This is a genomic window from Methylomonas sp. BG-2, from assembly GCF_057766305.1.
The window spans coordinates 1-5,360 of record NZ_JBYMAP010000259.1; the positions used below are offsets into that span (position 1 = coordinate 1).

General features: G+C 61.3%; 6 protein-coding genes. 5 read left to right on the top strand and 1 reads right to left on the bottom strand.

Going from position 1 to position 5,360, the window contains the following annotated elements; genetic code table 11:
- Positions 1-59: 59 nt before the first annotated feature.
- Positions 60-749, bottom strand: a complete 690-nt coding sequence (locus tag AC3B8H_RS18055; RefSeq protein ID WP_488442931.1) for a 4'-phosphopantetheinyl transferase family protein — start codon at positions 747-749, stop codon at positions 60-62.
- Between the two features lie 385 nt (positions 750-1,134).
- Between AC3B8H_RS18055 and AC3B8H_RS18060 the strand changes: the two genes are divergently transcribed.
- The 5 genes from AC3B8H_RS18060 to AC3B8H_RS18080 all read left to right on the top strand — a co-directional run.
- Positions 1,135-1,932 (top strand): transglutaminase domain-containing protein, encoded by a 798-nt coding sequence (locus AC3B8H_RS18060; protein WP_488442932.1) that lies wholly within the window; start codon positions 1,135-1,137, stop codon positions 1,930-1,932.
- A gap of 4 nt (positions 1,933-1,936) precedes the next feature.
- Positions 1,937-2,797: a transglutaminase family protein gene (locus tag AC3B8H_RS18065; protein WP_488442933.1), complete on the top strand. Its 861-nt coding sequence runs from the start codon at positions 1,937-1,939 to the stop codon at positions 2,795-2,797.
- Positions 2,798-3,131: 334 nt separating this feature from the next.
- Positions 3,132-3,587 carry a hypothetical protein gene (locus AC3B8H_RS18070; protein ID WP_488442934.1) on the top strand — a complete coding sequence of 152 codons (456 nt, stop codon included), beginning with the start codon at positions 3,132-3,134 and terminating at the stop codon, positions 3,585-3,587.
- Positions 3,588-3,910: 323 nt separating this feature from the next.
- Positions 3,911-4,408, top strand: coding sequence for an RNA polymerase sigma factor (locus AC3B8H_RS18075; protein WP_488442935.1), 498 nt, complete (start codon positions 3,911-3,913; stop codon positions 4,406-4,408).
- A gap of 6 nt (positions 4,409-4,414) precedes the next feature.
- The coding region (locus tag AC3B8H_RS18080) for a FecR family protein (RefSeq protein WP_488442936.1) at positions 4,415-5,360 on the top strand (946 nt) is incomplete at its 3' end.

Sequence of the window (5,360 nt, forward strand, 5' to 3'; positions counted from 1 at the left end):
CGATCCATGGAAGCGCCGCATCGCCGCCGACTTGCGCGAGCATGCCTGACCACGGTGGGCTAATCCGCCTCGCCGGCCAGCGCCAGTCGCCGCAAACGATAGTTCCGCGCCGGGCCGACCAGCGCCGCGCTAAAATCGGCGCCGACATCCAGTTCCTCGACCCGCCAAGCCTCGACCGGGCCGTAGTCGTCCGGTAGCTTGCGCAGCCCGCCGCCCGCCGCCATCTCGAACTCGCACCGTTCCACGCCCAGCGCGATACCGCGACCGACAGCCTTCACAAAGGCCTCCTTTTTGGTCCACAAGCGGTAAAACGCCGCGATGCGCTCGGACTCCGGCAAGCGCAGCCAAACCGCGAACTCGTCCACCGAAAAACAGCGTTCCGCCAAACCCGACAAATCTCGGCTCGGCTTGACCGTCTCAATGTCAATGCCGATGTCGGCGGCGTCGGCGACCGCGATCAACAGCGCGCCGCCGGTATGCGAGACATTGAAGCCCGGCCCGCCCGGCAACGCCGGCTTGCCGAATTCGCCGATCTCGAAGCGCAACCCAGCCGGATCGGCGCCGGTATAGCCGGCCAGGGTTCGCCTGAGCAAACCGCGCCCGACCACGTAGCGGTCGCGCAAATGCTTAAACTTGAACGCGGCGGCCTTGGCGCGCTCGTCCGCGCTTAAGATCGTGGCCAACCGCGCCGTTCCCGCTTCGGACAAATCCAGACTGCCCCGCCAAACGTCAACGAAGCCGCCGCTCATCGACCGGCGCCCCGTCCAAGTAGTGCCGACATCGCAAGGTACGCGAAGGTCGCCGGCAATCTCGGCGATTGTTTTCCGGCGGCGGACGGGCCGGCCGGACCGCGCCGGCGCCGGTGAGCCGTTAGCCGCTCGACTAAAAAACAGGGTTCGATCATCGTTGTCCCAAAGGCCCAAAACCTCAAATTGTAAGGCCGGCCGCCGTTAAAATCGACGCGCGCGGCAAAACCATGGCCGCCCAGTCCTGAAAACACCAGTTCACCGGGACGAATCGGGCTATCGTACTAAAGCCCGGCCCGGCGGACAGCCATCCGGTCGGTTTCTATATCCGTGTCCGGCACATTCACGTAAACTGCCGACTCAATTGATTTCCAACGGGACGAGAATCATGTGGCTGCGAACCAGTTGCGACATCTGTTTTGAGGTTGGCGTACCCACACCGTTTATTCTGATGTTGCGGCCGCGTAGCGGCGCGAATCAATGGATTTCCAGCGAGTTCTACACGATCAAGCCGACGGTCCAGGTTCTGGAATACACCGACGGCTACGGCAATCTTTGCCAGCGTTTGATCGCGCCGCCGGGAATTCTGGCCATCCATACCAAGGCCGACATCCGCACCTCCGAACAAGTCGATGTCGCGCCCGGCGCGCCGTTCGAGGAGGTACAAAGCTTGCCCGACACGGTCTTGACCTATTTGCTGCCGTCGCGCTATTGCGAATCGGACCGCTTCATCGACTTGGCGCAAGAAATCGTCAGGGGTTACACGCCGGGCTACGATCAAGTGGACGCGCTCAATGGCTGGCTGCGCGCCAATATCCGCTTCAATCCGGCGGCCGGCCTATCCCAGCTTTCGGCGGTGGAAGTCAATCTGGCCGGCGAAGGCGTCTGCCGGGATTTGGCGCATCTGGGCATTGCCTTATGCCGGGCACTATGTATCCCGGCACGGATGGTGGTCGGTTACCTGTACGGCTTGCGGCCGATGGATTTTCACGCCTGGTTCGAAGCCTACGTCGGCGGCCGTTGGTATACCTTCGATCCGACCCAACTGGAGCCGCGCGGCGGCCGCGTGATCGTGGCCTACGGCCACGACGCCGCCGACGTTGCGGTATTCACCCAATTCGGCCCGCCGCTGTTTCCCACCCGGATGACGGTCGGCGTCGAGCGTTTGGCCAACGCGCGGGAATGACGGCGTGCAACGGCTACGGATACAGCACGTTACCGAATATCTGTTTTCGCAGCCGGTCACGCTGAACTGTCATCGGCTGTTGCTGCGGCCGCGCGAAGGCCACGACGTACGCATCGAATCCTCGCGGCTGGAGATTACCCCGGCTTACGCGATTCAGTGGTATCGCGACGTGTTCGACAACTCGCTGGCCTTGGTGCATTTTCAGCAAATCGCCAACCGGCTGCGCATCGGCAGCGACGTGGTCATTCAACATTACGAAGACCCGGTTCGAAACATCGGGGCTCACGAGTTCCCGCTCGCCGGCCCTTTCGGCTACGAGGCCGGCGAATTGGCGGACTTGGCGGCCTACCAACGGCCGATTTTTCAGCAGGACCAACCGGCCTTGCAATGTTGGCTGCGCGAAATCGGCCTGAAACTGCAGACGCTGAACGCGCTAACCTTGCAAACCACGCTGAACCAGTCGATACACGACAAATTCCAATACCGTATCCGCGAAGAAGCCGGCGTGCAGTCGCCGCTACGCACGCTGAATCTGGGCAGCGGCTCGTGCCGCGACTACGCCACGCTGTTTATCGAAGCCTGCCGCTCGTTGGGGCTGGCCAGCCGATTCGTCAGCGGCTATCTGCACGCTCCGGCGACCGAAGTCGGCAATGCCTCGACCCACGCCTGGGCCGAGGTCTATTTTCCGGGCATCGGCTGGCAGGGTTTCGACCCGACCGTCGGCCGCATGACCGGCAACAGCCATATCGCGGTCGCCGTGGCCCGCAACCCGGAAACGGTACCGCCGGTATCGGGCAGTTTCATCGGTCCCAGACAAATCTCGACCCGGATGTTGGTCAACGTGCAAGTCAATTTGTTGCGCTGATCCTGATCCGTTTGGGTCGGCGTCCGGCCACCGCCGCTTGTCGTAAAACCATCAATTTGTCGCGGTCATCGGCAATCCCACATCGCACCGGCAAGGCCTAAATCCCACCCTAAAACCGTAGAAATTGCGCGGAATTATAGAATATATCATTGAATTTCAATCACTTAAATTCCTTTAAAAACCAGCCCGCCTCCCGCGAAAATTGGCCGCGAATTTGCTAATTCCGAACTGTAAATGCCCGGCTCCAGGCCAAATTGTCGGCTTTCTTACCGGCAAACCGCGCCGACCAAGATCGGGCCAGCTCTTCATTCCGTTAAACCTAGAGAGAGGCAATATGTTCGAACATAAAAATTTAGATGGCCAATGGAATAAAACCATTCCGGCAACCGACAGCTTCATCAACGGCGAGGTTCTGGAATGCCGCGACACCGTGGGCGAAGAACCCGCGAAAATCAGCCGCAAGCAATACGCGGTGATCGGCGACCTGCTGGTCGAACGCTGCCTGCCGCCGGAATCTATCGGCGATACTTGGGCGCACGACGTTGGGCAGTTGCCCTGGTGGGGCGCGGTGATGAATCCGCCGCACGCCGGCATGATTGCCGACTTCAACAGCCTGAACGGCGGCCTGCAGCGCCGGAATCTGGATGTGGCCCACCACGTGGTCGGTTACGCCGCCGCCGGCGAGGAAATCACGCTGCTGAAAACCGTATACAGCGTCACCCGCGCCAGCGACGGCAAGGAACTCAGCGCGCCGTCGATGTTGGAATTGCGCAAGCTGTATTACGCTTAATCCCCGCACGGTCCCTTCGGCATCCGGCCGGGGGGACTTCCTTTCCGCACAACCCCTACCCGCGCGCAATCGAACGCAAGTTCGCACGCCAACACAGCCGCGTTTGGCGCGAGAGGCGCTTTCGCGGCGGCCGAGAGCCTTCGCCGCCGCCTAACGCCTTCGATCAGAGTTGAAGCCATTCGATCTAGCCTACGCCATCCTGATATCCGGCCGCGCTTTTGAACCCAACGTCGAACTGACCTGCGTTGGAGCGAGACGCGATGGACTTGAAAGCGTCACGACAATCGGGATAAGCTAAAAAATCACCAATCAGGAAGATGCCGATGTCCAAACCGATCGCCGCCGAATTGCTGGCCTTGCACCGTGACGAATTGCTGCGTTTTATCAAGCAACGCATCGATTGCCCGGAAACGGCTTTGGATATACTGCACGACTGCTTTATGCGTTTTTCCCATTACCTGGAAAGCAACCGCGTACAAAATCCGCGGGCTTTTTTGTACAAAATGGCGGCCAACCAAACGATAGACCACATCCGCCAACAACGCCGTAGCGACGACCGACGCGTCGAATTCGAGGCATGGCCCGAGTTGGTCGATCCGGCGCCGTCGCCCGAGGATACGATTGCCGCCCGTCAGCGCATGGCAACGTTGGAACGCCTCATTGCCGAACTGCCCGAGAAACATCGCCAGGTTTTCGTGATGCGCCACATCCAGCATTTATCGTTCGCCGAAATCGGCCAAATCACCGGACTGTCCTACAACAGCATCTTCAAATATCTGAACGAAGCGCTGTCGTTCTGCCAGAAACGCATGCCGGATTAAGCGACGATGTCCGCCGAATCCGAACCCACCAACCCACCAAAATCCGACCACGCCGCGAACGATTTTCCGACGTTGCCGTCCGGCCCAGCCGATGAACAAGCTCTGTACTGGCTGACCTTAATCAGCTCCGGCGAGGCCGACGCCGGCCACCGCGCCGCGTTTCAAGACTGGCTGACCGCCGATCCCGCGCACCGCGATGCATGGCGACGGGCGCAAGCCTTGTGGCGCGACATCGCCGAACTGGGCGCGTCATCGCCGATCGCAACGCCCTCGTCCCGCAATGCCCACCGGTCGCCGCGCCGATTCGGGTTTCAGCATTGGGCGCTGGCGGCCTGCATGTTGTTCACGACCCTATTGTTGCGCGACAACCTCGGCCTCTGGCTGGCCGACCATCGTACCGAGCCCGGCCAACAATTGACCGTGGCTTTGGCCGACGGCTCGCAAGTCGTGCTGGATACCGATACCGCTGTCTCGGTGCATTACAGCGATACCCACCGGCAACTGGAACTACACCGGGGCAAAATCTGGTGCCGGGTCGCCGCCAACGCCGACCGACCGTTCGAGGTGACCACCGGGCAAGGCACGGTGCGCGCGCTGGGCACCGCCTTCGACGTGGCCGAACAAGACGGCCGTACCGAGGTCACGGTGTACGAGCACGCGGTACGCATAGACTTGGCGAACGGCGCCAGCTTGCCGATGTTGGCCGAAGGCGCGGCGGTTGGCTTCGGTGGCCAATTGGAACCGGTCAAAGCCCAGGCCGACACTGCTACCGCATCGGCCTGGCACCGCCAACAACTGCAATATTTCAACCGGCCGCTACCGGACGTGGTGGCGGAGCTCAACCGCTACCGGCACGGCCGGATTTTCCTGGCCGACCGCGATCTGGCGCAACTGCGCCTGACCGGCACTTTCGACACCAGCCGTCCGGACGAGGCGCTGGCTCTGTTGACCG

Bases quoted from the DNA above. Each gene is read 5' to 3' on its own strand.
- AC3B8H_RS18075 (WP_488442935.1), top strand. From the start codon at position 3,911: ATGTCCAAACCGATCGCCGCCGAATTGCTGGCCTTGCACCGTGACGAA.
- AC3B8H_RS18055 (WP_488442931.1), bottom strand. From the start codon at position 749: ATGAGCGGCGGCTTCGTTGACGTTTGGCGGGGCAGTCTGGATTTGTCC.
- AC3B8H_RS18060 (WP_488442932.1), top strand. From the start codon at position 1,135: ATGTGGCTGCGAACCAGTTGCGACATCTGTTTTGAGGTTGGCGTACCC.
- AC3B8H_RS18070 (WP_488442934.1), top strand. From the start codon at position 3,132: ATGTTCGAACATAAAAATTTAGATGGCCAATGGAATAAAACCATTCCG.